At 70.5% G+C, this 22,848-nt stretch carries 23 protein-coding genes; 16 read left to right on the top strand and 7 right to left on the bottom strand.

Translation table 11 applies throughout. The annotated features are described in order from the left end of the window. Positions 1 to 211 precede the first annotated feature (211 nt). Positions 212 to 580, top strand: coding sequence for a DUF4190 domain-containing protein (locus tag ET445_RS02690; RefSeq protein WP_129188598.1), 369 nt, complete (start codon positions 212 to 214; stop codon positions 578 to 580). A gap of 76 nt (positions 581 to 656) precedes the next feature. On the opposite strand, the gene ET445_RS02685 is transcribed toward ET445_RS02690, so the two are convergent. The 3 genes from ET445_RS02685 to ET445_RS02675 form a co-directional block, all read right to left on the bottom strand. Next, entirely contained in the window at positions 657 to 2,018 is a 1,362-nt protein-coding gene (locus ET445_RS02685) for an alpha-hydroxy acid oxidase (protein WP_129188596.1), read from the bottom strand. Further along, positions 2,012 to 2,821 (bottom strand): FadR/GntR family transcriptional regulator, encoded by an 810-nt coding sequence (locus ET445_RS02680; RefSeq protein WP_129188594.1) that lies wholly within the window; start codon positions 2,819 to 2,821, stop codon positions 2,012 to 2,014. The genes ET445_RS02685 and ET445_RS02680 overlap by 7 nt, the downstream gene beginning before the upstream one ends. Positions 2,822 to 3,099: 278 nt before the next feature. Further along, entirely contained in the window at positions 3,100 to 4,140 is a 1,041-nt protein-coding gene (locus tag ET445_RS02675; protein WP_129188592.1) for an NYN domain-containing protein, read from the bottom strand. 69 nt (positions 4,141 to 4,209) lie between these two features. Between ET445_RS02675 and ET445_RS02670 the strand changes: the two genes are divergently transcribed. After that, positions 4,210 to 4,686, top strand: a complete 477-nt coding sequence (locus ET445_RS02670) for a DUF1707 SHOCT-like domain-containing protein (protein WP_129188590.1) — start codon at positions 4,210 to 4,212, stop codon at positions 4,684 to 4,686. A 91-nt stretch (positions 4,687 to 4,777) separates the two neighbouring features. On the opposite strand, the gene ET445_RS02665 is transcribed toward ET445_RS02670, so the two are convergent. Then, positions 4,778 to 5,356, bottom strand: coding sequence for a DJ-1/PfpI family protein (locus ET445_RS02665; protein ID WP_129188588.1), 579 nt, complete (start codon positions 5,354 to 5,356; stop codon positions 4,778 to 4,780). Between the two features lie 419 nt (positions 5,357 to 5,775). Between ET445_RS02665 and ET445_RS02660 the strand changes: the two genes are divergently transcribed. After that, the gene (locus ET445_RS02660; protein WP_165314274.1) at positions 5,776 to 6,297 is read left to right on the top strand and encodes an IclR family transcriptional regulator; all 522 of its coding nucleotides are present in this window, start codon (positions 5,776 to 5,778) and stop codon (positions 6,295 to 6,297) included. A 3-nt stretch (positions 6,298 to 6,300) separates the two neighbouring features. On the opposite strand, the gene ET445_RS02655 is transcribed toward ET445_RS02660, so the two are convergent. Continuing rightward, positions 6,301 to 7,230, bottom strand: a complete 930-nt coding sequence (locus tag ET445_RS02655; protein ID WP_129188584.1) for a 2-hydroxyacid dehydrogenase — start codon at positions 7,228 to 7,230, stop codon at positions 6,301 to 6,303. A gap of 144 nt (positions 7,231 to 7,374) precedes the next feature. Here ET445_RS02655 and ET445_RS02650 point away from each other — a divergent pair, with 144 nt between their 5' ends. Continuing rightward, positions 7,375 to 7,890 carry a hypothetical protein gene (locus ET445_RS02650; protein WP_129188582.1) on the top strand — a complete coding sequence of 172 codons (516 nt, stop codon included), beginning with the start codon at positions 7,375 to 7,377 and terminating at the stop codon, positions 7,888 to 7,890. A 182-nt stretch (positions 7,891 to 8,072) separates the two neighbouring features. Further along, positions 8,073 to 9,431, top strand: coding sequence for an NADP-specific glutamate dehydrogenase (gene gdhA / locus ET445_RS02645; RefSeq protein ID WP_129188580.1), 1,359 nt, complete (start codon positions 8,073 to 8,075; stop codon positions 9,429 to 9,431). 56 nt (positions 9,432 to 9,487) lie between these two features. Here the strand turns inward: gdhA and ET445_RS02640 are convergent, their stop codons facing one another. Beyond that, complete coding sequence (locus ET445_RS02640; RefSeq protein ID WP_129188578.1) at positions 9,488 to 10,888, bottom strand: MFS transporter; 1,401 nt, start codon at positions 10,886 to 10,888, stop codon at positions 9,488 to 9,490. Between the two features lie 5 nt (positions 10,889 to 10,893). After that, positions 10,894 to 11,364, bottom strand: a complete 471-nt coding sequence (locus ET445_RS02635; protein WP_243695301.1) for a MarR family winged helix-turn-helix transcriptional regulator — start codon at positions 11,362 to 11,364, stop codon at positions 10,894 to 10,896. 114 nt (positions 11,365 to 11,478) lie between these two features. Here ET445_RS02635 and ET445_RS02630 point away from each other — a divergent pair, with 114 nt between their 5' ends. The 11 genes from ET445_RS02630 (at position 11,479) to ET445_RS02580 (ending at position 22,838) form a co-directional block, all read left to right on the top strand. Then, positions 11,479 to 13,173 carry a circularly permuted type 2 ATP-grasp protein gene (locus tag ET445_RS02630; protein WP_129188576.1) on the top strand — a complete coding sequence of 565 codons (1,695 nt, stop codon included), beginning with the start codon at positions 11,479 to 11,481 and terminating at the stop codon, positions 13,171 to 13,173. Then, complete coding sequence (locus tag ET445_RS02625) at positions 13,167 to 14,096, top strand: alpha-E domain-containing protein (protein WP_129188574.1); 930 nt, start codon at positions 13,167 to 13,169, stop codon at positions 14,094 to 14,096. The genes ET445_RS02630 and ET445_RS02625 overlap by 7 nt, the downstream gene beginning before the upstream one ends. Further along, on the top strand, positions 14,093 to 14,941 hold the full coding sequence (locus ET445_RS02620; RefSeq protein WP_129188572.1) for a transglutaminase family protein: 849 nt from the start codon (positions 14,093 to 14,095) through the stop codon (positions 14,939 to 14,941). Before ET445_RS02625 ends, ET445_RS02620 begins: the two co-directional genes overlap by 4 nt. Positions 14,942 to 14,978: 37 nt before the next feature. Then, a complete protein-coding gene (locus ET445_RS02615; RefSeq protein WP_129188570.1) occupies positions 14,979 to 15,827 on the top strand; it encodes an alpha/beta hydrolase in 849 nt (282 codons plus the stop codon). Between the two features lie 93 nt (positions 15,828 to 15,920). Then, entirely contained in the window at positions 15,921 to 16,919 is a 999-nt protein-coding gene (locus ET445_RS02610) for a LacI family DNA-binding transcriptional regulator (RefSeq protein WP_129188568.1), read from the top strand. 120 nt (positions 16,920 to 17,039) lie between these two features. Further along, positions 17,040 to 18,308, top strand: a complete 1,269-nt coding sequence (locus ET445_RS02605; RefSeq protein WP_129188566.1) for an ABC transporter substrate-binding protein — start codon at positions 17,040 to 17,042, stop codon at positions 18,306 to 18,308. After that, positions 18,305 to 19,219, top strand: coding sequence for a carbohydrate ABC transporter permease (locus ET445_RS02600; RefSeq protein ID WP_129188564.1), 915 nt, complete (start codon positions 18,305 to 18,307; stop codon positions 19,217 to 19,219). Before ET445_RS02605 ends, ET445_RS02600 begins: the two co-directional genes overlap by 4 nt. Positions 19,220 to 19,221: 2 nt before the next feature. Continuing rightward, complete coding sequence (locus ET445_RS02595; protein WP_129188562.1) at positions 19,222 to 20,151, top strand: carbohydrate ABC transporter permease; 930 nt, start codon at positions 19,222 to 19,224, stop codon at positions 20,149 to 20,151. A gap of 40 nt (positions 20,152 to 20,191) precedes the next feature. Continuing rightward, complete coding sequence (locus ET445_RS02590; protein ID WP_129188560.1) at positions 20,192 to 21,256, top strand: zinc-dependent alcohol dehydrogenase; 1,065 nt, start codon at positions 20,192 to 20,194, stop codon at positions 21,254 to 21,256. Continuing rightward, entirely contained in the window at positions 21,253 to 22,065 is an 813-nt protein-coding gene (locus ET445_RS02585) for a sugar phosphate isomerase/epimerase family protein (RefSeq protein ID WP_129188558.1), read from the top strand. The genes ET445_RS02590 and ET445_RS02585 overlap by 4 nt, the downstream gene beginning before the upstream one ends. Continuing rightward, positions 22,062 to 22,838 carry a ThuA domain-containing protein gene (locus ET445_RS02580; RefSeq protein WP_129188556.1) on the top strand — a complete coding sequence of 259 codons (777 nt, stop codon included), beginning with the start codon at positions 22,062 to 22,064 and terminating at the stop codon, positions 22,836 to 22,838. Before ET445_RS02585 ends, ET445_RS02580 begins: the two co-directional genes overlap by 4 nt. Positions 22,839 to 22,848: the final 10 nt, after the last annotated feature.

Raw genomic sequence — 22,848 nt, 5'->3', positions numbered from 1 at the left:
TTCGCCTCATGGCCTCCGATCCTCCAGCATCGGCGGCCGCGTGGCATCCGGGCGCGTCTCATTCCGCCATCGTGCGTCGAATTCCCGCCGCGAACGGCTGGTCGGCCGCTGTGGGCAACGCTGGTGTGCGACCGCACCGACCCACTAGGCTCGCGGGGCCGGGCGCCGCCCAGTGAACACCCACCGACCCCCTGCATCGAGGAGTCCCTTCGTGTCCGACCAATTCGACCCGTCCGCCCAGCCGCCCGCGCCTGCGCCGACCGCCGCACCGCCCGCCGCGCCCGCCGCCTTCCCCGGCAAGGGCCTCGGCATCGCGGGCATCGTCCTCGCGATCCTCGTGCCGCTCGTCGGCCTGATCCTCAGCATCGTCGCGAACTCGCAGTCGAAGAAGGCGGGCTTCGCGAACGGCCCGGCGAAGGCCGGCATCATCGTCGGTGCGATCCTCACCGCCCTCGGCGTCATCGGGGGCATCGTCTTCGCGATCGCCGGTGCCGCACTCTTCGGAAACATCGCCGAGATGTGCAGCCAGCTCGGCCCCGGCGTGTGGGAAGTCGACGGCGTCACCTACACCTGCAGCTGACCTGCAGCCCTGAACGAGCGGATGCCCCGGAGGTCGAACCTCCGGGGCATCCGCGTTCTCCGGCCGCGGCCGGCGTTCAGGACTTCGCGAGCGGGGGTTTGGCCTTGGCGCGCGTGGCGGTCGCCGCCGGCGAACCCGCCGGCCGGTTCGCCCGAACTGTGCGAGGCTTCGCCGCAGACGCCTGCTCCGCGGCATCCGCCACCGGCCTTGCGACGGGCTGCAGGCGCGCGAGCTGTGTGACGTGCCGGGGCCCGAGCTCGTCGAGGGTCGCGACCTCGAGGAGCTTCATGGTGCGCTCGATCTCGCCCTTCAGGATCGAGATCGTCTTGTCGACGCCGCGGCGCCCGCCCGCCATGAGGCCGTAGAGGTACGCGCGGCCGATGAGGGTGAAGTTCGCGCCGAGGGCGACGGATGCCACGATGTCGGCGCCGTTCATGATGCCCGTGTCGACGTGCACCTCCATGTCGTTCCCGATCTCGCGCGCGACGTCGGGGAGGAGGTGGAAGGGGATGGGGGCGCGGTCGAGCTGGCGGCCGCCGTGGTTCGAGAGCACGACGCCGTCGACGCCGCGATCGGCGAGAGCGCGGGCGTCGGCGACGGTCTGCACGCCCTTCACGACGATCTTGCCGGGCCACATCTCGCGAATGATCGCGAGGTCGTCGAACGAGATCGTCGGGTCCATCGCCGAGTCGAGGAGCTCGCCGACCGTGCCGCCCGTCGACGAGAGCGACGCGAACTCGAGCTTCGGGGTCGTGAGGAAGTTGATCCACCATGCCGGCCGCGGGATCGCGTTGACGACCGTCGCAGGGGTGAGCTGCGGCGGGATCGAGAAGCCGTTGCGCTTGTCGCGAAGGCGCGCGCCCGCGACGGGCGTGTCGACCGTGAAGAAGAGCGTGTCGAAGCCCGCGGCCGCGGCACGGCGCACGAGGCCGTAGGAGATCTCGCGGTCCTTCATGACGTACAGCTGGAACCAGTTGCGGCCCGTCGGGTTCGTCGCCTTGACGTCTTCGATCGAGGTCGTGCCGAGCGTCGAGAGCGTGAACGGGATGCCCGCGGCCCCCGCGGCGCCCGCGCCCGCGACCTCGCCCTCGGTCTGCATCATGCGCGTGAAGCCCGTGGGTGCGATGCCGAACGGCAGGGCGCTCGTGCCGCCGAGCACCTCCCGCGTCGTGTCGACGACGGGCACGTTCCGCAGGATCGACGGATGGAACTCCACGTCTTGGAAGGCCTGGCGGGCGCGCGCGAGCGACAGCTCGCCTTCGGCGGCGCCCTCGGTGTAGTCGAACGGCGCCTTCGGCGTGCGTCGCTTCGCGATCGCCCGGAGGTCGGCGATCGTGAGCGCCTTCTCGAGGCGACGATCGGTCGGGTTGAGCGTCGGCGCCTTGAAGCGCATGAGCTCGGCGAGCTCGACGGGGTTCGGGAACTGGCGCTTCACCATTCGGAGGAGCTCGCTTTCGTGGCGGGGGCGGGGGTGGATTCAGGGGATTCGGTCGAGTCGGGGGAGATCTCGTCGTAGTAGCCCGAGATGTGGTCGCGGATGCGGTCGCGTGCTTCGGAGGCATCCTTTCGCCGGATCGCCTCGATGATGCGGCGGTGCTCGCCGCGGAGCCGGGCGCGCGTGACGTTCCAGTCGGCGATCTGCTCGGAACCTTCGAGGGCGTAGTCCTCGATGCCGCCGCGGAGGCCCGCCATGGTCGCGGTGATGACCTCGTTGCCCGTCGCGCGCGCGAGCGCGATGTGGAACTGCGCGTCGAGCGCGAGGAACGTCGACGGCGAGAGCCCGGGCGCGTCCATCGCGTCGAGCAGGAGGTCGGCGTCGGTGAGGTCGGGTTCGTCTGTCGCGCTCGCGAGGTCGAAGGCGACGGATGCTTCGAGGATGAGACGCGTGCGGACGATGTCGGCGACGGGGAACCCGTGCGCGGCGACCTGCAACCGCATGAGCGAGGTCATGGCGCCGTGCGGGGTCGCGATGATGATGGCGCCCGCACTCGGACCCGACCCGGTCGCCGTGTGCACGAGACCCATGGCTTCGAGCACGCGGAGCGCTTCGCGGACGCTCGACCGCCCGACGCCGAGGTCGGCCGACATGGCGCGCTCGCCGGGGAGGTGGTCGCCCGGCACGAGGTCGCCCGCGAGGAGGCGGTTCTCGATGTGCTCGAGCACCGTCTGCCAGGCGCGCGGGCTCGCGCTGCCGTTCGCACTCGTGCTCGAGCTCGGCGTGGTGCTCGTCGGCTCGGCCATGAGCCCCCTTCGTCGGCGTGGTCTGACCACGCTAGCACTCGTGGTCGGACCACGCTAGTCCGGTTCGGAGCATCCTGTGCAACACTCACTTGTCTCGACTTGGTAAAGATCCCTTACGAACTCTTCCGTCGGGCATTCCACCGCCCCAGAATCGGCTGTGGCCCCGACCGCGGCGGCCGCACCGGAACCGGGGGGTGACATGTCGACGACTTTCGGTCGGGCACGTGCTGCCGGCGCTTCTTCCGCCGCGGTCGGCGCCGTCTCCGCCGACTGAGCCGTCAGCCCTTCTTCGGGTGCAGCCGCACGCGGTTGCCCGCCTCGTCGAGTTCGATCGCGCCCGCGCGCGACTTCACGAACTCGGTGAACGACCCGAAGCCGAGCTTCCGCTCCTGGAACGACGGATCCATCCGGAGCATCTGGTTCTTCACCGCACCCGTCGGCTGCCAATCCTGATCGTTCTTCGCGCGCAGGAGCTCGAGCGCCTTGAGCAGCAAGCGGCCGGGATTGCGCGACACCGCAGGAGCCGGGTCGGGGGTCTGGCCCGGCGCCTGGAACGACAGGGCGATGCCGGGCGCGGCGTTCGAAGAGGGCGTTCCGGATGTCTCGGCCGCCGCCTTCTCGGCCGGCTCCGCCTTCGCCCGTGGGGCATCCGCCTTCGGCTTCTGCTGCCGCCCGCGTGCAGGCTGCTTCGCGGCCGCAGGCGCGGGCGCCGAGGCATCCGCAACCTGCTCGCCGGCGACCTCGTCGACCGTCGCGACCGTCGCGAGCAGCGCGTCGTAGTCGGCGAACTCGTCGCACGCGGCCGAGAGCGCGCGGCTCGTGCCGCCCGCGACGCCGATGCCGACGACGTACGCGCCGAGGCGTTTCGCCTTCTGCGCGAGCGGAACGTAGTCGCTGTCGCCCGCGACGATGACGATGTGGGTGAGGCCGTCGAGGCGGAAGAGGTCTTCGACCGCGTCGACCGCGAGGCGGATGTCGGCGCCGTTCTTCAGGCCCTTCACGAGCGGGAAGAGCTGGACGAGATCGACGGCGCGGTCGATGAGCTGCCCGCGGTAGCTCGCGTTGACGGGCGTCGACCAGTCGGCGTAGGCGCGCGCGAGCGCGATCGTACCGAACGTCGCGGCGAAGTCGAGCACGGCGTCGACGTCGACCGTCGCCTGCCCGAGCTTCGCCGCCGTCTGCGTGCCCGCGGCGGGAGCCTTCGAACGCGACGTGTCCTTGCGATAGGCGCCGTCGCCGTGGAGCTGGTCGTAACGCGAGATGACGATGTTGTCGAAGTCGAAGTACAGCGCGACCCGGGGTTCCGCCGAAGCAGCCATGGGGCGAGCCTACGCCCGGGTTGTGGACAACCCCTCGCATCTCGCGTCCGCCTGCGGAAAGCTTGAGGGATGGTCGACTACGCGAATCCCCTCCGTCCTGCCGAACGCATCGCGAACAGCGACCGCGACGGCGCCGTCGACGCGCTCGCGCGCTCACGCGACGAGGGCCGGCTCACACCCGCCGAGTTCGACCAGCGCGCCGCCTCGGCCCGCGCCGCGGTCACGTGGGGCGACCTCGCGCCGCTCTTCGGCGACCTGCCGCGCGGCGGCAACGGTGCGGCCGGCGGCGCCTACGCCGGCGCGCCCGGCCCGGCCTACGAGGTCGGCAGCCCGCAGGGCGGCGGCTCGTGGGGCAGCAGCCGTGCGCTCGGCGGGGCGTGGGGCGCGACCATCATGGCGTTCGTGCCGTTCCTCGCGCTCGGCCTGTTCTTCATCGCGGGCTTCGCGTGGGGCGGCTGGGCGTGGTCGTGGCTCTTCTTCCTGCTCATCCCCATCGCGGGCGTCGTCATCTACGGCCCGGCCTCCGACCGGCGCGGGCGGTACTGAGGCTCCTGAGACCGGCGGAACACGGATGCCTCGAGCCCACGCGGGCCCGAGGCATCCGTCGTTCTGCGCTTCCCTCGCTCAGGCCGACTGCTCAGGCTGCCGCCGTCGCGGGCTTCGCGCCCGCCGCGTCGAGCACCTCGAGGAAGGCCTTCATCCACGTGCCGTTGTCGGGCCACGCGCGAGCGGTGACGAGCTGCCCGTCGACGACCCCGCCGCCGTGCTCGAAGACCCCGCCCGCCGTCTCGACGTCGATCGCGAGCTCGGGGTAGGCGCTCGACGTGCGGCCGTCGAGCACGCCCGCCGCGGCGAGCAGGAGCGGCCCGTGGCACGTCGCGGCGACCGGCAGGTCGTGCTCGAAGAAGTGCCGGACGATGCGCTTGGCGTCGGCGTTGTTGCGCAGGTACTCGGGCGCGCGACCGCCCGGGATGACGATCGCGACGTAGTCGGCGGGATCGACGTCGGCGAGGGCGACGTCGGCGTCCCACGTGTGGCCCGGCTTCTCGGTGTACGTGTCGAAGCCGTCGACGAAGTCGTGCACGACGAACTGCAGCTTGCGCTTCACGGGCGCGCCGAGGTGCACCTCGTAGCCCGCCTCCTGCAGACGGTGGTACGGGTAGAACACCTCGAGCGTCTCGGCGGCATCGCCCGTGAGGATGAGGATCTTTGACATGGGGTGGGCACCTCTCTGTGCGTGTCTGCTGGTCGTCCGGGGCGGCGGGCGCCTCGCTCGAGACATCCGCCGAATGCATCGTCGCCCGGCGCCGACCGCGCGTCACCGGCCGTTCGCACTATCTGCGAAACACCGTGGAGATCGCGCCCGAGCGGTCGTAGCATCGTGCCCATGAGCGCAGCGGGGCGCCGGACGGGCGCGGGCATCCAGTCGGCCGAGCGCGCGCTGCGCATCCTCGAACTCGTGGGCGCGGCCCCGAGGGGCTCACTGCAGCGGATGTCTCCGACGCGCTCGGGCTCGGACAGTCGACCACCTACCGGCTGCTCCAGACGCTGCACGGGCAGGACTACCTCGCGCGGCACGGCGAGCACCGGTACATCCTCGGCCGCTCGGTCGACGAGCTGGGGCGTGCGCTGCAGGTGCAACTCGTCGCGACCGAACCCGTGCGGCGCGAGCTCGCGTCGCTCCGCGACGCCGCCGGCGCACCCGCGTACCTCACCGTCTTCCGTGGCGACGACATCGCGGTCGCGCACATCGCCGATTCGCGCGAGCACCCGCGGATCGGACAGTTGCACGTCGGCTTCTCCGAGGCGTCGCACACGACCGCGTTCGGCAAGCTCATGCTCGCGTCGCGCGACGATCAGGCGGTCGCGCGGTTCCTCGAGCGGCGCGGCGCACGCCGGCTCACCGCCGCGAGCATCACGGATGCCTCGGCGCTCGTCGCGCAGCTCGACGAGGTGCGTGCGCAGCAGCTCGCCGTCGAGATCGAGGAGTACCTGCCGAAGCTCGCGTGCATCGCGGCGCCTGTGCGGTCGGCCGCAGGCCGCACGGTCGGCGCCGTGTCGGTGTCGGTGCAGGCGAAGGACTTCTCGGCTCGGGCGCGCGAACTCGAGCAGGCCGTGCGGCGCGGCGCGTGGCGAGTGTCGGCGCAGCTCGCGTGAGCGCTACGAGCGCAGCACGACGTTGAGCGGCTCGTCACCCCGGAGCATCCGTTCGATCTGACGGCGCACGAGCCGCGCCATGCGCGGCATCATCGCGCTCGTCGCGCCGCCGACGTGGGGCGAGATGAGCACGTTCGGCAGGGCGAAGAGCGGATGCCCCGCCGGCAGCGGTTCGGGATCGACGACGTCGAGGGCGAAGCGCAGGCGCCCGCTCGCGGCCTCGGCGAGGATCGCGTCGGTGTCGGCGACCTTGCCGCGCGCGACGTTCACGACGAGTGCGTTGTCGGGGAGCGCGGCGAGGAACTCCGCGTCGACGAGGCCCGTCGTCGACTCGGTGAGCGGCACCACGACGACGACGATCTCGGCGGTCGGAAGCAGGCCGGGCAGTTCGTCGATGCCGTGGATGCGGCCGCGCTCGTCGTCGCGGGCGCGGCTCGCGACTCGCGTGAGCACGACCTCGAACGGAAGCAGGCGGTCCTCGATCGCCTTGCCGACGCCGCCGTAGCCGAGGAGGAGCACCCGCCGGTCGGCGATCGACGCGTGCCGGGCCGGCGCCCACTCTCCGCGCTCGGCGGCGCGCACGAAGTCGGGGATGCCGCGCTGCGCGGCGATCGCGAGCCCGACGGCGAGCTCGGCCGTCGAGGTCTCGTGCACGCTCGCCGCGTTCGCGTAGACGTGCCCCGCGGGGAGTACGTCGGCGACGCCGTCGAAGCCGATCGACTGCGACTGGACGAGCCGCGTCTCGACGCCGGCGAGCGCGCCGAGCTTCGACGAGGCATCCATGTACGGCGGCACGACGATGTCGAGGCGCTCGGCCGGCGGCGGCCCGTCGAGTCCCCACACCACGAGCTCGACCCCGTCGGGCAGCGGCCCTTCCGCGAGGATCGCGTCGCGAAGCGTTGCACCCGGCACCGATACGAGGAGCGTCGTCATCCCTCCATCCTGCCCACCCGCTTGCCGAACGGTCGCAGATTGCCGGTGTTTGCCATCCAGAACCCGCAATCTGCGACCGTTCGGCGAGCGCCGCGCGTGCGCGGGGCGGTGCGCGATGACCGGGCGGTGCGCGATGATCGAGACATGGCCCGCCGCGAGCGCACGCAGAAGTCGGCCGACGAACTCGCCGACTCCCTCAAAGAGCGCGTCTACGCGACCTTCACCGGCCTCGCGATCGTGCTCGTGCAGCAGTCGAACGTCGAGCACCTCACAGCGGGGCGGGCGCTCGCGACCCTCTTCGTGGGCATCGTCGCGATCACGGCGGCGGGCTTCGTCGCCGACATCGTGACCTACCTGGCCGTGCACTCCGCGTTCCCGACGCGCGAGATCGTCGCCGAGATGGGCCGCGTCGCGGGCACGGCGATCGCGTCGGCGGGTGTACCGCTGATCCTCCTCGCGCTGGCCGCGTTCGGGGTGTTCGAGCTCGAAGGCGCGCTGCGCGCGGCATCCATCGTCTATCTCGTGACGCTCGGCGTCATCGGATACCTCGCGGTGCGACGCACGCGGCTGGCCTGGTGGAAGCAGCTCGCCGGACTCGGCGGCCTCGTCGCGCTGGGCCTTGCCGTCGTCGTGCTCCAGCAGCTCGCGCACGGGCACTGAGCGCGGCTGGCGCATCCGCTCGATCCGGACTCTAGGTCCCTCTCCCGGTCACCGCGCGTTCACCGATGCGAAACATCCGCGTAACACGGGTTAGGGTCGAAGTTGCCGAACGCAACGGCGCGTCGACGGTTCCAGGTCGTATCCGACCGCTTCCCGATCTCCCTACGAAAGCCACGCGTGCCATGAACCACTCCGCGATCGAACAGCTCTACACCCAGGTCCTCGCCCGCAACGCTGGCGAGCCCGAGTTCCACCAGGCCGTTCACGAGGTCTTCGACTCGCTCGGCCGCGTGTTCACGAAGCACCCCGAGTACGGCGAGGCGTCCATCCTCGAGCGCATCTGCGAGCCCGAGCGGCAGCTCATCTTCCGTGTGCCGTGGACCGACGACAACGGCCGCGTGCAGATCGACCGCGGCTTCCGCGTGCAGTTCAACTCGGCCCTCGGCCCGTACAAGGGCGGCCTGCGGTTCCACCCGACCGTCACGCTCGGCACGGTCAAGTTCCTCGGCTTCGAGCAGATCTTCAAGAACGCCCTCACGGGCCTGCCCATCGGCGGCGGCAAGGGCGGCAGCGACTTCGACCCCAAGGGCAAGAGCGACGCCGAGATCATGCGCTTCTGCCAGTCCTTCATGACCGAGGCCCACCGTCACATCGGCGAGCACACCGATGTTCCCGCTGGTGACATCGGCGTCGGCCGCCGCGAGATCGGCTACCTCTTCGGCCAGTACAAGCGCCTCACCAACCGCTACGAGTCGGGCGTGCTGACGGGCAAGGGCATCACGTGGGGAGGCTCGCTCGTCCGCACCGAGGCCACCGGGTACGGCGCCGTCTTCTTCGCGTCGCACCTCCTCGAGACCCGCGGCCGTTCGTTCGACGGCGCGCGCGTCGCGGTGTCGGGCTCGGGCAACGTCGCGATCTACGCGATCGAGAAGGCGCAGCAGCTCGGCGCGACCGTCGTGTCGGCGTCCGACTCCACCGGTGCGATCTTCGACCCCGAGGGCATCGACCTCGACCTCCTCAAGGACCTCAAGGAGGTGCGCCGCGAGCGCATCGAGGCGTACGTCGCCGAGCGCGGCGGCAACGCCGAGTTCCGTGCCGGCGCGAGCGCGTTCGCCCTCGCCGCGGAGCGAGGCGGCGTCGACGTCGCGCTGCCCTGTGCGACGCAGAACGAGCTCGGCGAGGCCGACGCCCTCGCGCTCGTGAAGGCCGGTATCGTCGCCGTCGCCGAGGGCGCCAACATGCCCACCACCCCCGAGGGCATCCGCGTCTTCAAGGACGCGAACGTGCTCTTCGGCCCGGGCAAGGCCGCGAACGCCGGCGGCGTCGCGACGAGCGCCCTCGAGATGCAGCAGAACGCCTCGCGCGACTCGTGGAGCTTCGAGTACACGGAAGAGCGCCTCGCGGCGATCATGCGCGACATCCACGACGTCTCGGCTGCGACCGCCGAGGAGTACGGCGCCCCCGGCGACTACGTCGTCGGCGCCAACATCGCCGGCTTCACGCGCGTCGCCGACGCGATGCTCGCGCTCGGCGTCATCTGAGGCGCGGCGGCGGCGCCTCGCGCCGCGCTGACCGCTCGGCAAGCGGATCGCCCGCGTCAGGCGCCCCGCGGTTGCCCGATGGGCCCAGTTGCGGTCGGAAGCTTCGGCAGCGGGATCGGCGAGGTGAGGGCGATCTCGTCGGAGAAGTCCTCGGGCGCGGCGGGCGCACGCCTGCTCGCGGGAGTGACGCCGACCCCCGAGGCATCCGCCGTCTCGACCCACGCGACCTCGAACCGCCACCGCGACTCGGGTGCGCGCACGAGGCGGAGGCCTCGCTTCGAGACGAGCCATCCGAGTCCGATCGCGCATGACAGGAACCCGGCGACCGAGGCGACGCCGAGCCCGGCGCGGGCGTTCATCGCATCGGCGACCCATCCGACGACCGGCGCGCCGACGAGGGTCGAGCCCATGAGCACGGCCGTGTAGATCGCCATCACGCGCCCGCGGACGTCGTCGGGCGTCGTGGTCTGCACGAACCCGTTGGCGGTCGTGAGGAGGGTCACCGAGCTGAACCCGATGAGGATCGTCGACGCCGCGAACGTGCCGTACGTGGGCATGACCGAGGCGATGAGGGCGGCCGCGCCGAAGAGGGCCGCGCCGCCGAGCACGATCCGCAGACGTGCGCGTTCGCGGCGCGCGGCGAGCAGGGCGCCCGTGAGCGAGCCGATCGCGAGGATCGAGGAGACGACGCCGTACTCGCCGGCGCCTTCGCCGAACATGACCGCCATGGTCGAGTTGAAGATCGGGAAGTTCATGCCGAACGCGCCCATGAGGAACACGATCAGGAACACGACCGTGAGATCGCCGCGCGACCGCACGTAGCGGAAGCCCTGCGCGAGCGCGTTTCCGGGGCGGCGCGTGCGCGGGCGCGCCGCGAGCTCGTCTTTGCGAAGCAGGAGGATGGCGGCGAGCATCGCGAGGAACGTCGCCGCGTTGATGAGGAACACCCAGCCCGAACCGACGAGCACGATGAGCAGGCCGGCCGTCGCGGGGCCGATCATGCGTGCGGCGTTGAACGAGGCCGCGTTGAGGGCGATCGCGTTGGCGGCGTCGGCTCCTTGCACGACGTCGCTCACGAACGTCTGGCGTGCCGGTGCGTCGAACGCGTTGGCGATGCCGAGCGCGAGGGCGAAGCCGTAGACGTGCCAGAGCTCGGCGTGCCCGCCGAGGAGCAGGAGGCCGAGCCCGACGGCGAGCAGCATGAGCACGGTCTGGGTGACGAGGAGCACTTTGCGCCGGTCGAACCGGTCGATGACCGCCCCGGTCAGGGGGACGAGGGCGAGCTGAGGGCCGAACTGGAGGGCCATGGTGACGCCGACCGCGGTGGCGTTGTTGTGGGTGAGTTCGGTGAGCACGACCCAGTCTTGGGTGGTCGATTGCATCCAGCCGCCGATGTTGGACACCAACGCGCCTGCGAACCAGAGGCGGTAGTTGTAGCGGCTGAGGGAGCGGAACATCGAACTCACTGGTCGGCGAGCCTCCTGAGGAGGTCGCCGGCCTTGAGGAGGAGGGCGCGTTCGTCGGGGGTGAGCTTCTCGAATCGTTTGGCGAACCACGCGTCGCGGCGGCGGCGGGTCTCGCGCATGATCGCTTCTCCTTCGTCGGTGACGCGCACGATCACTTTGCGGCCGTCGTCGGGGGCGCCTTCGCGCACGATGAGCCCTTTGTCTGCGAGGCAGTTGACGGTGCGATTCATCGACGGCGGCGTGACGCGTTCGAGTTCGGCGAGACGGCCGATCGTGAGGGGGCCTTCGCCCGAGACCCAGCCGAGGGCGGAGAACTGCGACGCGCTCAGTTCGGCGTCGGCGCGTTCTTGGCGGAGGCGGCGCGAGAGGCGCATGACCGCGAGGCGGAGTTCGGTGCTCTGCTCGGCGAGCGGCTTGCGACGCGCGGGAGCCGCGGCGTCGAGAGGAGGGGCGGATGTCGCGGGCACGATCGTTAGCGTAACAAATTAGCCATGCTAAGTAAATGACCGAGGATCTTCCGGCCACGAGTTCGACCCGAGACCGAAACAGCTCCGAAACGGACTGCTGGGACGCTTTCGAGCATGGCAACACTCTTCGACGGGTACACGGCGACGAAGCCCACGCGTCGCCGCGGCGGACCGTCGCCGTGGGATGAGATGTTCCCCGCCGACACCACGACGGTGCGGGGGCCGTACCGAGAGCTCTACCCCGCGCTCGCGCGCATGTCGCAGGAAGAACTGCGCGGCCGAACCGACGCCCTCGCGAGCTCGTACCTCGCCCAGGGAGTGACCTTCGACTTCGCGGGGGAGGAGCGTCCGTTCCCGCTCGACGCCGTGCCGCGCGTCATCGCCGCGAGCGACTGGGCGCTCGTCGAGGCGGGCGTCGCGCAGCGCGTGCGGGCGCTCGAGCGGTTCCTCGCCGACGTCTACGGCCCTCAGCACGCCGTGCGCGACGGGGTCATCCCTGCTGCACTCATCGCATCGTCGACGCACTTCCACCGCCAGGCGGCCGGAATCGTGGCAGCGAACGGCGTGCGCATCCAGGTCGCGGGCATCGACCTCATCCGCGACGAGCACGGCGCGTGGCGCGTGCTCGAAGACAACGTGCGCGTGCCGAGCGGCGTGAGCTACGTCATCTCGAACCGTCGGGTGATGGCGCAGACCCTGCCCGAGCTCTTCACGTCGATGCGCGTGCGGCCGGTCGGCGACTATCCCGCGAAGCTCCTGCAGGCGCTGCGCGCGAGCGCGCCCGAGGGCGTCGAAGACCCCAACGTCGTCGTGCTGACGCCGGGCGTCTACAACTCGGCCTACTACGAGCACACGCTCCTGGCCCGGCTCATGGGCGTCGAGCTCGTCGAGGGCCGCGACCTGTTCTGCTCGGGCGGCCGGGTGTGGATGCGCACGACGGCCGGCCCCACCCGCGTCGACGTCATCTACCGCCGCGTCGACGACGAGTTCCTCGATCCCCTGCAGTTCCGCCCCGACTCGGTGCTCGGCGCCCCCGGCCTCATGCTCGCGGCGCGTCTCGGGCACGTCACGATCGCCAATGCGGTAGGCAACGGCGTCGCCGACGACAAGCTCGTCTACACGTACGTGCCCGACCTCATCCGCTACTACCTCGGCGAGGAGGCGATCCTGCCGAACGTCGACACGTGGCGGCTCGAGGAGCCCGACGCGCTCGCCGAGGTGCTCGACCGCCTCGACGAACTGGTGGTGAAGCCCGTCGACGGGTCGGGCGGCAAAGGACTCGTCGTGGGTCCGGATGCCTCGAAGCGCGAGCTCTCCGATCTGCGGGCGCGGCTCGTCGCCGACCCCAGAGGGTGGATCGCACAGCCCGTCGTGCAGCTCTCGACGATCCCGACCCTCGTCGAGGACGGCCTCCGGCCGCGGCACGCCGACCTTCGGCCGTTCGCCGTCAACGACGGCTCCGACGTGTGGGTGCTTCCGGGCGGGCTCACGCGCGTCGCGCTCCCCGAGGGTCAGTTGGTCGTGAACTCCAGCCAGGGCGGCGGGTCGAAGGACACATGGGTGCTGGATGTCCCGGGGTCGACGGCACCCGTCATCATCCCCGTGAAGGCCGCCGACGTGGGCACGCTCGTGCGCGACCAGGCGACAGGGCGGGCGATGCCGAAGGCGGCGGCGCATCCCGAGGACCGGGGTCCCGAATCATCCGGCTCCCGACACGCCTTCTCGGGCTCGCCGCAGGACGAAGACGCGCCCGTCCGCCAACAGCAGCAACAGCAACAGCAACAGCAGGGGAGGGATGTCTCATGCTGAGCCGCATCGCCGAGTCGCTGTTCTGGATCGGACGCTACATCGAGCGGAGCGACGGCACCGCGCGCATCCTCGACGTGCACCTGCAGCTCCTCCTCGAAGACCCGTGGATCGACGAGGACAGCGCGTGCCGCGCCCTCCTCTCGGTCATGGGCAGCATGCCCAACGACGACGTGCCGCTCGGCCGCGACGAGGTCATCGCGCTCCTCGCCGTCGATCGCCAGCATCCCGCGTCGATCGCGCACTCGGTCACGGCAGCCCGCGAGAACGCGCGGCGCGCTCGCGAGATCGTGTCGGCCGAGCTGTGGGAGGCCCTCAACGAGACGAACGCCCGGATGCCTCGGCGCGTGGCCTCGGACAAGACGCATGAATTCTTCCGCTGGGTGCGCGACCGCGCGGCCCTCGCGATGGGCGTCGTCGACTCGGCGACGAGCCGCGACGAGGCGTGGCAGTTCTTCTCGCTCGGCCGGTCGATCGAGCGGGCCGACATGACCGCGCGACTCCTCGCCACCCGCACCCTCACCGAGGCGAGCGGACCGAGCTGGACGACCCTCCTCCGCAGCTGTGGCGGGTACGAGGCGTACCTCCGCAGCTACCGCGGCGTGCCGTCGACCGAGTCGGCGGCCGAGTTCCTCCTCGTCGACCGGCTCTTCCCGCGCTCGATCATCGCGAGCGTCATCCGCGCCGAGGAGTGCCTGCGCGAGATCGACCCGCGCGCGGGGCGCGTGGGCGTCACCGACCAGGGGCAGCGGCTCCTCGGGCAGATCCGATCCGAGCTCGAGTATCGTCCGGTCGCCGACATCCTGCTCGATCTCTCGGGGAACATGGAGCACGTGCAGGAGGTCGTCTCCGAGGCGAGCGAGGCGATCAAGAAACGCTACTTCCCGGCCGAAGCCGTGCCCGTCTGGATCGGAGAGATCTCGTGAGCCGCCTCCGCATCGTGCACCGCACGGGCTTTTCGTACGCCGAGCCCGCGAACGCCTCGTACAACGAGGCGCGCATGCTGCCGCACTCGGGCGGAGAGCAGTTCGTGCTGCACACGGGCCTCGACATCCGCCCTGGCGCGAGCCAGCACTCCTACCTCGACTACTGGGGCACGCGCGTCTCGACGTTCGAGGTGCTGACTCCGCACCGCGAGCTCTCGGTCACGGCGACGAGCCTCGTCGAGGTGCGGCCGGCGCCGCACCGCGGCCGCTCCGACCTCGACTGGACGTGGCTCGCGAACCACCGCGCCTCGACCATGCCGCTCGTCGAGTTCTCCACGCAGACCGCGGCGACCGAGCCGCCGACCGATCTCGCCGAGCTCGCGGCATCCATCCACGCCGAAGGCGAGGGCGTTTCCGAGACCGCGCTCGAGGTCGTGCGCGCGGTCGGCGAAGCCGTCGAGTACATGCCGGGCGTGACGGGCGTGAACTCGACCGCACGCGAGGCGTGGGCCGAGCGCAAGGGCGTCTGTCAGGACATCACCCATCTCGCGGTCGGCGCGCTGCGCTCGATCGGCGTGCCCGCCCGCTACGTGTCGGGCTACCTCCACCCCGACCCGAAGGCCGGCCTCGGCGTCACCGTCACGGGCGAGTCGCACGCGTGGGTCGAGTGGTTCGACGGCGAGTGGCGCAGCTATGACCCGACCAACATGTCCGAGATCGGCGAGCACCACGTGCTCGTCGGACGCGGACGCGACTACGGCGACGTCGCCCCGCTCCGCGGGGTCTACGCGGGCCCCGGCGCATCCGAACTGTTCGTCACCGTGGAGGTCACGCGCGAGGCGTGACGGCGCCCCGGGTCATCCGGCCTGCCATGATGTGCGCATGGCGACCTTCACCGACGCGCACGGCGTGCACATCCACTACGAGGCGCACCGCGTCGACGAGCCGCACGCGGTGATCCAGCTCGCACACGGCGTGGGGGAGCACATCGGCCGGTACGGGCTGCTCATCGAGGCGCTCAATGCGGCCGGGTACTCGGTGTGGGCCGACGACCACCGCGGCCACGGCGAGACGGGCTTCGAGCAGCACGGAGGTGACCTCACGCGGATGGGGCGGCTCGGGCCGGGCGGGCTGCGGGCGACGATCGACGCGCTCGAGCAGTTCACGGCCATCATCCGCGAGGTCGAAGGTCCCGACGTGCCGCTCGTCTACCTCGGGCACTCGTGGGGGTCGCTCGTCGGGCAGATCATCGTCAACCGGCACGCCGACCGTTACGACGGCGTCGTGCTCACGGGCACCGCGTACCGCACGCTGCGGTGGATGAACGGCGGCGATCTCAACAAGAAGCACGCGATCCCCGGCGGCACGCCGGTCGAGTGGCTGAGCCGCGACCGCGACGTCGCGCTCGCGTTCATGGACGATCCGCACACGACCCATGTGCCGCTCGTGAAGCTCTTCGGCGTGATCGACGCGCTCCGGCTCTTCGGCAAGCCTGCGCGCGACCTTCCGAAGGAGCTGCCGCTGCTCATCATGGTCGGCTCCGAAGACTCCCTCGGCGGCGAGGAGTCGGCGAAGCACCTCGCCGAGGCGTACATCGAGCGCTCGGGGCTCGTCGACGTCGAGTGCATCGTCTACGAGGGCGCGCGGCACGAGATCTTCAACGAGACGAACCAGGCCGAGGTGCGCGCCGATCTGATCGCGTGGCTCGACGAGCGGTACGCGGTCGATTGAATCGGATGTCGCGATGACGGATGTCTCGGACGGCTCGGGTGGCCTCGCCCCGGGCCTTCCGGCATCCGGAGACCCCGCTGACATAATGCTGGGATGACCCGCATCACGATCGAGGACGTCGCCGCCGAGGCAGGCGTGAGCGTCACGACCGTGTCGCACGTCTTCAGCGGGCATCGGCCCGTGAGCGACTCGACGAGCGAGCGGGTGCGCAAGATCGCGCGCGACCTCGGCTATCGGCCGAACGCGATCGCGAAGAGCCTGCGCGTCCAGCGCACGTTCACGGCGATGATCGTGCTGCCCGACATCACGAACCCGTTCTACCCGGCGCTCGCGCGCGGCGTGCAGGACGTGCTGCGGACCGGCGGCTACCAGACGCTCCTCTGCAACACCGACGCACAAGACCGCGACGAGCGGGCGTTCCTCGACGAGGCGATGTCGCGTCGAGTCGACGGGGTGGTCTTCATGGGGTTCCACGTGCCCGTCACCGACCTCGAGCCGCTCGCCGAGAGCGGCATCGCGGTCGTGAACCTCGGCTACGGGCAGACCCGGGCTCCCATCGACATCGCGCGGTTCGACGACCGTGCGGCCGCCGAGGAGGCAGTCGGGTATCTGCTGCGCTCGGCACCCGGGAATGTGGGCTTCATCGACGGCAACGCGAGCTCGCCCGTCGCCGAGGCGCGTCTCCAGGGGTTCCTCGACGCGTATGCGGCCGCGGGAGTCGCCGTACCCGAAGGTCACGTCGTGTCGGTCGACTTCACGCGCGAGGGCGGCCGCGACGGCATGCGCCGCCTCCTCGCGGCGGGTCGCCCGCCGCGGGCGGTCTTCTGTGCGAACGACCTCATCGCGCTCGGCGCGATCGACATCGCGCACGAGCGAGGACTTGCGATCCCGGGCGATATCGCGATCATGGGGTGCGACGACATCGACGCCGCCGACATCGTGACCCCGCGCCTGACGACGGTGCGGAACAGCGCCGACGAGATCGGCCGGACGTGCGGCGAGCTCCTGCTCTCGCGCATGACCGGCGTCTACTCCGGGCCGGGTCGAGAGGTCGTCGTGCCGTACCGGATCGTCGTGCGGGACTCGGCTTAGGTCTCGATTCGGGGTCGGCCCTTGACCTCCGCGGGATGCCTCGATACGTTCATACAAATCGTTTTGTAGATCCGAACCCGAACCGACGGAATTCGACCTCACCCGACGAAGGAGTCAACGATGTCGCGAACCCCTGTTGCGATCGCCGGAGCCGCTGCGACGCTCCTGCTGCTGGCCGGCTGCTCCGCCCCGGCGACGCAGGACGACGCGCAGACGCTCAAGTACCTGTTCGTTCAGCCCGAGAACCCCGAGACGCTCGACCTCGTGAAGGCCGACATCGCGCACTTCGAAGAGCTGAACCCCGGGGTGAAGGTCGACATGGACGTCGTGCCCTTCGACACCCTCCAGTCGGTGCTCGTGCCGCAGCTGCGCTCCGACAGCGGCCCCGACGTCTTCATCTACGATCCCGGCCCCGGCTTCGCGGGTGCGCTCGCCGACGCGGGTCTGCTCTACGACCTGACCGACGCCTTCGCCGACAACGACTGGCAGACCTACCAGTTCGCGATCGACCAGGTCACGTTCGACGGCAAGATCGTCGGCGTCCCCAACGAGATCGAGGAGCTCGGGGTCTTCTACAACAAGGACCTTTTCGCCGAGCACGGCCTCGAGGTGCCGACGTCGATCGACGAGCTCGAGGATGCCTCGAAGTCGCTCCTCGACGACGACATCGTGCCGTTCGCCTTCGGCGCGCTCGACCAGTGGAACGGCAGCCACTCGTTCAGCATGTCGCTCTCGAGCGAGCTCGGCGGCGACGCGGTCGCGGCGATCGTCGACGGCACCCAGCCCATCGACACGCCCGAGACCGTCGCCACGGTTGAGCGGACGTTCCAGGAGTTCCTGCCGTTCTACCCCGAGTTCCCGACGGCGCTCAGCTACGACGACGCCCTCTCGATGTTCTACGCGGGCGAGGCCGCGATGCTCCCGACGGGCACGTGGATGGTCCAAGACCTGTCGGCCAACGCCGACTTCGAGGTCGGGTTCTTCCCGTACCCCGCGACCGAGCGGCAGGCGATCTTCAGCGCGGGCCTCGGCTCGGGCACGTTCGTCTCGGCCAACACGAAGAAGCCCGAGCTCGCGGTGAAGTTCCTCGACTACCTGCAGTCCGAGGAGCGCGGACTCTGGCAGATCGAAAACCTGCAGACGATCCCGGCGTACCCCGTCGACGCCTCGGGCGCCGACATCTCGCCGCTCTTCCAGGGCATCCTCGCCGACGCCGCGGGCGTCGCCTCCGGCGACGGCGAGTTCGGCCTCAACATCGACGTCCGCATGCCGGCGTCGTTCAACGACGTGCTCTACCCGGGCATCCAGGCGGTGCTCACGGGCACCCAGTCGTCGGCCGACTTCGTGAAGGATCTGCAGGCGGCGATCGACGCAGAGGCGGGCAAGTGACATCCGCGATCTCTCTGGGCCCGGCGGTCACCCGCCGGGCCCAGGCCCGGCTCGGCCTCCTGCTCGTCCTCCCGACGCTCGCGCTCACGGTCGTCTTCTTCCTCATCCCGCTCGTCACCGCGTTCTTCTACTCGTTCGTCGACTACGACGGCATCAGCGAGAACCCGACGTTCGTCGGCTTCGGCAACTTCGTCGAGATGTTCAACGACCCCGAGGTCTGGCACGCGCTCGGCAACAACCTCGTCTGGATCTTCTTCGGCACGATCGGGCCGGTCGCGATCGGGTTCGGCATCGCGGTGCTGCTCTCGGGCGTCAAGCGCGGCAGCGTCGTCTACCGACTCGTGTTCTTCTTCCCGTATGTGCTCCCCGGCGTCGCGATCGCGGTCGTGTGGGGCTGGATCTACTCGCCGCGCAGCGGCTGGCTCAACCAGACGCTCGAGGCGGTCGGCCTCGGCGCGCTCCGGCACGGATGGCTCGGCGAACCGGGCATCGCCCTCTACGCCGTGCTCGTCACCGCCATCTGGGCCGTCACGGGGTTCTGTGTCGTGGTCTTTCTGTCGGCGCTCGGCAACGTCGATCCCGAACTCGTCGACGCCGCGCGCATCGACGGCGCCAACGCGATGCAGCGCAGCTGGTACGTCGTGCTCCCGCAGATCATGCCCGTGTTCCTCATGGTCGTGACCCTCACCCTCATCAGCGGGTTCGGCGTCTTCGACATCATCTACGTCATGACGGCGGGCGGTCCGGCGAACTCGACGAACGTGCTCGGCATCTACGCCTACCAGAACGCGTTCACGCTCAACCGCATCGGATACGCGACGACGATCGCGCTCCTCATCACGGCGCTGTCGATCCCGTTCGCGATCGCCCTCAACCGCCTGCAGCGCAGGCTCTCACTCGAAGGGGCCTAGGGATGACTACGCTCGTGGAACGGCCGATGGGCCGCCAGCAGGATCCCGACGGCGGGGAGGCGCACGTGACGGTGACGAGAGAGCCCGTCGCGGGCCGCCGCAAGTCGGGCAGATCGCTCGCCGAGTCCCTCGGTCGGCACACCGTGCTCACGGTGCTCGCGCTCTTCACGGCGTTCCCCGTGCTGCTCATCGTCTCGACGGCGTTGAAGACGCCGGCCGACGTGCGGGTCAACCCGTTCGGCCTCTTCTCGAGCTTCTCGTTCGAGAACCTCGCGACGGCATGGACGGTCGGTCGGTTCGGCGAGTACGCGTGGAACTCGGTGCTGCTGTCGGTGCCGACGACGATCCTCGTCGTCCTGCTCTCCACCGCCGCGGGCTACGCGTTCGCCCGCCTGCAGTTCTGGGGCCGCGGGGTGCTCTTCTCGCTCATCATGCTGGGGCTCCTCGTCCCGTTCTTCACCTACATGATCCCGCTCTACTTCGAGCTCAAGACGATCGGCCTGCTCGACACCCTCCTGGGGGTCATCCTCGTCATGACGACCGGAGGGCTCGCGTTCGGCACGTTCTTCATGCGCTCGTTCTTCCTGAACCTGCCGTCCGAGCTCGAGCAGGCGGCGCGAGTCGACGGATGCTCCGAGTTCGGCATCTTCTGGCGGGTGATGCTGCCGCTCGTGCGGCCCGGCATGCTCGCGCTCGCCGTCTTCATGTTCCTCTACACGTGGAACGAGTTCCTCATTCCACTGCTGTACCTGCCCGGCGGCGAGCTGCGCCCGCTCACGACGGGCCTCTACATGTTCACCGCCGGTCGCGCGATCGACATCGGGCCGATGGCGGCGGGCACGCTCATCACGATCCTGCCGGTCCTCCTCGTGTTCCTCGTCCTGCAGCGACAGGTCACGCAGGGGTTCCTCGCGGGCGCCGTCAAGGGATAGTCCACACGACAGCGGTCGCGGAAGACCGCGGAAGGAAACCATGGGAGTCGTCGTCCAGTTCACCGCGCCCGGAGTCGTCGACGTCGTCGACGAGCCGTCGAAGGCGCTCCGCCCCGACCAGGTGCGCGTGCGCACCGAGTTCTCGGGCATCTCCGCAGGCACCGAGCTCACCGCGTACCGCGGATCGAACCCGTACCTCAACCGGCAGTGGCAAGAGGACTCGCGCCTCTTCGTCGAGGGGTCGAGCACATTCGACTACCCGGTCGTCGGGTGGGGCTACGAAGAGGTCGGCACGGTCGTCGAAGTCGGCGGCGAAGTCGAGGGCGTGCGCGAGGGCGACCGGGTGTGGGGCACCTGGGGCCACCGCTCCGAGGTGGTCCTCGACGGATCGCATGCGGCCGCGCGCATCCTGTCGGCCGATGTCGATCCGATCGTGGGCGTGTTCTCGCAGATCGGCGCGATCGCCCTCAACGTCGTGCTCGACGCCGACATCCACGTCGGCGAGACGGTCGCGGTCTTCGGGCTCGGCGTGCCGGGCCAGCTCGTCGCGCAGTTCGCGAGGCTGAACGGCGCGCGCGTCATCGGCGTCGACGGCATCGCCGCCCGGCGCGAACTCGCGGGCGAGCTCGGCGCCGAGGTCGTGCTCGATCCGGGAGCGGTGGATGTCTCGGCCGAGATCCGCAGGCTCACGGGCGGGCTCGGCGCCGACGCCTGTCTCGAGATCTCGGGCAGCGCGCGGGCGCTCCACGAGGCAGTTCGGGCCGTCGCCTACAGCTCGCGCGTGTGCGCGGCCGGGTTCTTCCAGGGCGAAGCCGCCGGACTCCGGCTCGGCGAGGAGTTCCACCACAACCGCGTGCAGATCGTCGGCTCGCAGATCTCGGGCGTCGCCCCCGCGCTCCAGCACCGCTGGAACGGGCACCGGCTCGCCCGCGCCGCGATCGACCTCGCCTCGTCGGGGCGGCTGCGGGTCGGAGAGCTCGTCACGCACCGTCTGCCCGTGGCCGAGGCATCCGCCGCCTACGAGCTGCTCGCCGAACGACCCGCCGACGCCCTCCAGGTCGTGCTCGGGTTCGACGACGTCGAGGCGGTCAGGGGCGCGGCATGACCCTCCGCCTCGCGGCCCAGGAGCACTTGCTCGACGGCGATACCCTCGTCGAGAAGTACGAGTTCGCGCGGTCCGTCGGCTTCGACGGCGTCGAGCTGCTCGGGCGGGGCGACGGCGAGTTCGCGCGCCGCGCCGACGAGATCGCCGAGGCGCGCCGCGCGGGCGTCGTGCTCGTCGGCGCGACCGTCGTCATGGACCACTTCATCGCCGACTGGAGCGACGACCTCCGTCGCGACGCGCGCGAGCAGTTGAAGCTCATGCTCACGGGCGTCGCCGCCGCGGGCGGTGTGGGCGTCGTGACCCCGAACGCGTTCGGCCAGTTCAGCCGCCACCTGCCGCCCTTCACGCCGCCGCGGCCCGACGACGAGTCGCGGGCGATCCTCGTCGAGGCCGTGGCCGAACTGGGCGACCACGCGGCATCCGAAGGCGTCTCGATCCTCCTCGAACCGCTCAACCGCTTCGAGGACTTCATGGTCAACCGGCTCGCCGACGCCGTCTCGATCATCGAAGAGGCCGGCTCGGCCGGCGCGGGCGTCTGCGCCGACACCTTCCACATGTCGATCGAGGAGTCCGACGTCGGCGCCGCGATCCGGGCCGCGGGCGCGCACATCAGGCACGTCCAGCTCGGCGACAGCAACCGCCTCGAGCCCGGCGCCGGCCACTACGACTGGGCCGAGACGATCGAGGCGCTCGCAGACATCGGCTACGACGGCTGGGTGACGATGGAGTGCGGACTGAGCGGCCCGCCGGCGGAGGTGCTGCCGAAGGTCTCGGCGCTCTTCGCGCACGGAGGAAGGAAGAGCTCATGACGGATGCCCCGGCGTCGGTGTCGAACGACGGCGGCGCGTTGCGCGTGCTCGTCTGGAACGAAGGCGTGCACGAGCGCCGCAACGAGCCGCCGACGATGGAGCGGGACTACCCCCAAGGCATCCACGGCGCGATCGCCGACGCCCTCGAGGCGCGACTGCCGGGCGCGCGCATCGCGACCGCGACGCTCGCCGACCCCGAGCACGGGCTCGTCGAGTCGGTGCTCGAGCAGACCGACGTGCTCCTCTGGTGGGGGCACGTCGCGCACGACGAGGTGAGCGACGAAGTCGTCGCACGCGTGCAGCGGCATGTCCTCGCGGGCATGGGGTTCGTCGTGCTGCACTCGGGCCACCACTCGAAGCCGTTCCGTGCGCTCATGGGCACGACGTGCAACCTGCGCTGGCGCAACGCGGGCGAGCGCGAGCTGGTGTGGACGGTCGACCCGACCCACCCCATCGCGCGGGGCATCCCGTCGCCGATCGTGATCCCGGCCCAAGAGATGTACGGCGAGCAGTTCGACATCCCGAAGCCCGACGACCTCGTCTTCGTGAGCTCGTTCGCGGGCGGTGAGGTGTTCCGTTCGGGGGCGACGTGGACGCGTGGGCGCGGGCGCATCTTCTACTTCAGCCCGGGCGACCAGGAGTACCCCGTCTACCGGCAGGCCGAGATCGGCGATGTGCTCGCCAACGGCGTGCGCTGGGTCGCCCAGCCCGACGTGCCGCGTGCGGTCGTGCCCGTCGAGAACCCCGCCGAGGGCTGGTTCGCGGGCGCCTGAGCGGGCGCGT

Origin of the sequence: Agromyces protaetiae, assembly GCF_004135405.1 — a bacterium.
GTDB lineage: Bacteria > Actinomycetota > Actinomycetes > Actinomycetales > Microbacteriaceae > Agromyces > Agromyces protaetiae.
Note: the sequence above shows the minus strand (reverse complement) of the source record. Positions and strands in the feature narration are given on the sequence as shown.

Bases quoted from the DNA above. Each gene is read 5' to 3' on its own strand.
- ET445_RS02580 (WP_129188556.1), top strand. From the start codon at position 22,062: ATGACGGATGCCCCGGCGTCGGTGTCGAACGACGGCGGCGCGTTGCGC.
- ET445_RS02605 (WP_129188566.1), top strand. From the start codon at position 17,040: ATGTCGCGAACCCCTGTTGCGATCGCCGGAGCCGCTGCGACGCTCCTG.
- gdhA (WP_129188580.1), top strand. From the start codon at position 8,073: ATGAACCACTCCGCGATCGAACAGCTCTACACCCAGGTCCTCGCCCGC.
- ET445_RS02655 (WP_129188584.1), bottom strand. From the start codon at position 7,230: ATGACGACGCTCCTCGTATCGGTGCCGGGTGCAACGCTTCGCGACGCG.
- ET445_RS02650 (WP_129188582.1), top strand. From the start codon at position 7,375: ATGGCCCGCCGCGAGCGCACGCAGAAGTCGGCCGACGAACTCGCCGAC.
- ET445_RS02680 (WP_129188594.1), bottom strand. From the start codon at position 2,821: ATGGCCGAGCCGACGAGCACCACGCCGAGCTCGAGCACGAGTGCGAAC.
- ET445_RS02665 (WP_129188588.1), bottom strand. From the start codon at position 5,356: ATGTCAAAGATCCTCATCCTCACGGGCGATGCCGCCGAGACGCTCGAG.
- ET445_RS02590 (WP_129188560.1), top strand. From the start codon at position 20,192: ATGGGAGTCGTCGTCCAGTTCACCGCGCCCGGAGTCGTCGACGTCGTC.
- ET445_RS02640 (WP_129188578.1), bottom strand. From the start codon at position 10,888: ATGTTCCGCTCCCTCAGCCGCTACAACTACCGCCTCTGGTTCGCAGGC.
- ET445_RS02630 (WP_129188576.1), top strand. From the start codon at position 11,479: ATGGCAACACTCTTCGACGGGTACACGGCGACGAAGCCCACGCGTCGC.
- ET445_RS02615 (WP_129188570.1), top strand. From the start codon at position 14,979: ATGGCGACCTTCACCGACGCGCACGGCGTGCACATCCACTACGAGGCG.
- ET445_RS02625 (WP_129188574.1), top strand. From the start codon at position 13,167: ATGCTGAGCCGCATCGCCGAGTCGCTGTTCTGGATCGGACGCTACATC.
- ET445_RS02685 (WP_129188596.1), bottom strand. From the start codon at position 2,018: ATGGTGAAGCGCCAGTTCCCGAACCCCGTCGAGCTCGCCGAGCTCATG.
- ET445_RS02670 (WP_129188590.1), top strand. From the start codon at position 4,210: ATGGTCGACTACGCGAATCCCCTCCGTCCTGCCGAACGCATCGCGAAC.
- ET445_RS02675 (WP_129188592.1), bottom strand. From the start codon at position 4,140: ATGGCTGCTTCGGCGGAACCCCGGGTCGCGCTGTACTTCGACTTCGAC.
- ET445_RS02610 (WP_129188568.1), top strand. From the start codon at position 15,921: ATGACCCGCATCACGATCGAGGACGTCGCCGCCGAGGCAGGCGTGAGC.
- ET445_RS02585 (WP_129188558.1), top strand. From the start codon at position 21,253: ATGACCCTCCGCCTCGCGGCCCAGGAGCACTTGCTCGACGGCGATACC.
- ET445_RS02595 (WP_129188562.1), top strand. From the start codon at position 19,222: ATGACTACGCTCGTGGAACGGCCGATGGGCCGCCAGCAGGATCCCGAC.